Raw genomic sequence first — 1,240 nt, forward strand, 5'->3', positions numbered from 1 at the left:
TTGACCCTAGCCCACAAAACTGTCCCATTTGGAAGTGGAAAATTCCGGCATGACGTTGTCATCGAGACCAGGAGGTCATGCCGTGAAGAAGAGCAGGTTCACCGAAGAGCAGATCACATACGCGTTGAAGCAGGCCGAGTTGGGTACGCCTGTCGCGGAGGTCTGCCGCAAGATGGGGATCAGCGACGCGACGTTTTATAACTGGCGGACGAAGTACGGTGGGCTGTCACCCTCGGAACTGCGCCGGCTGAAGCAGCTTGAGGAAGAAAACGCGAAGCTCAAGCGGCTCGTGGCCGATCTGTCGCTGGACAAGGCCATGCTGCAGGATGTGCTGTCAAAAAAGCTCTGAAGCCTTCCCGGCGCCGTGATCTGGTCACGGACTTGATGCAGCGTTTCGGCGCGAGCCAGCGGCAAACCTGCGCATTGTTGCAGTTGTCCCGCACGGTCTACCGTTACGAGTCGGTCGCGCGGGATCAAAGCGCGCTGGAGATGCGCATCAAGGAGATCACGGAAGTGCGGGTGCATTACGGTGCGCCCCGCGTGTACGTGATGCTTCGCCGGGAAGGCTGGAGAGATAACCATAAGCGGGTAGAACGCGTGTATCGCGAACTGGGGCTTTCGTTGCGCCACAAACGACCTCGACGGAACAAGTCAGCCCGGCGCCGACAGCCAAAGCAGTCAGTGAGCGCAATCAACGAAATCTGGAGTATGGATTTCGTCGCGGACGCGCTGTTCGACGGCCGTCGCTTACGTACGCTCACGATCGTGGACAACTACACGCGAGAATGCCTGGCGATTGAAGTCGACGGCTCGTTGCGTGGCGAGCACGTTGTCGCCGCGCTGACCCGACTTGCGCAGTATCGCCTGCTTCCCCGCTATATCAAGGCAGACAATGGTAGTGAATTCATTTCGAAGGCGCTCGACAAATGGGCGTACGAGAATGGCGTGGAGATTGACTTCTCGCGTCCTGGCAAGCCGACCGACAATGCGAAGAATGAATCCTTCAACGGACGCTTTCGCGAGGAATGCCTCAACGCACACTGGTTCTTGTCGCTTGAAGACGCCAGACGCAAAATCGAGGTCTGGCGCGAGTACTATAACGAGGCGCGCCCTCACTCTGCGCTGCAGTGGATGACACCGGCGGAATTCGCCCGCCAGTGCACCGATCGGGCCGGTTCGGCCCGCCCCGAAGAGCCGGAATTTTCCAATTAAGACTGGGACGGAAATTGGGCCAGCCTCA

General features: G+C 58.6%; 1 protein-coding gene. It reads left to right on the forward strand.

The features are described 5' to 3' along the window. The first annotated feature begins 82 nt into the window (after positions 1–82). Positions 83–1,212, forward strand: a protein-coding gene (locus GD429_RS39995; protein ID WP_321575150.1) for an IS3 family transposase whose coding sequence is annotated in 2 segments (ribosomal slippage) — positions 83–335 and positions 335–1,212 — 1,131 coding nt in all. Because the reading frame shifts where the segments join, the coding sequence is not laid out codon by codon here. The last annotated feature ends 28 nt before the right edge of the window (positions 1,213–1,240 follow it).

It is taken from the genome of Burkholderia sp. BE17 (assembly GCF_009362305.1).
Taxonomy (GTDB): domain Bacteria; phylum Pseudomonadota; class Gammaproteobacteria; order Burkholderiales; family Burkholderiaceae; genus Burkholderia; species Burkholderia pyrrocinia_C.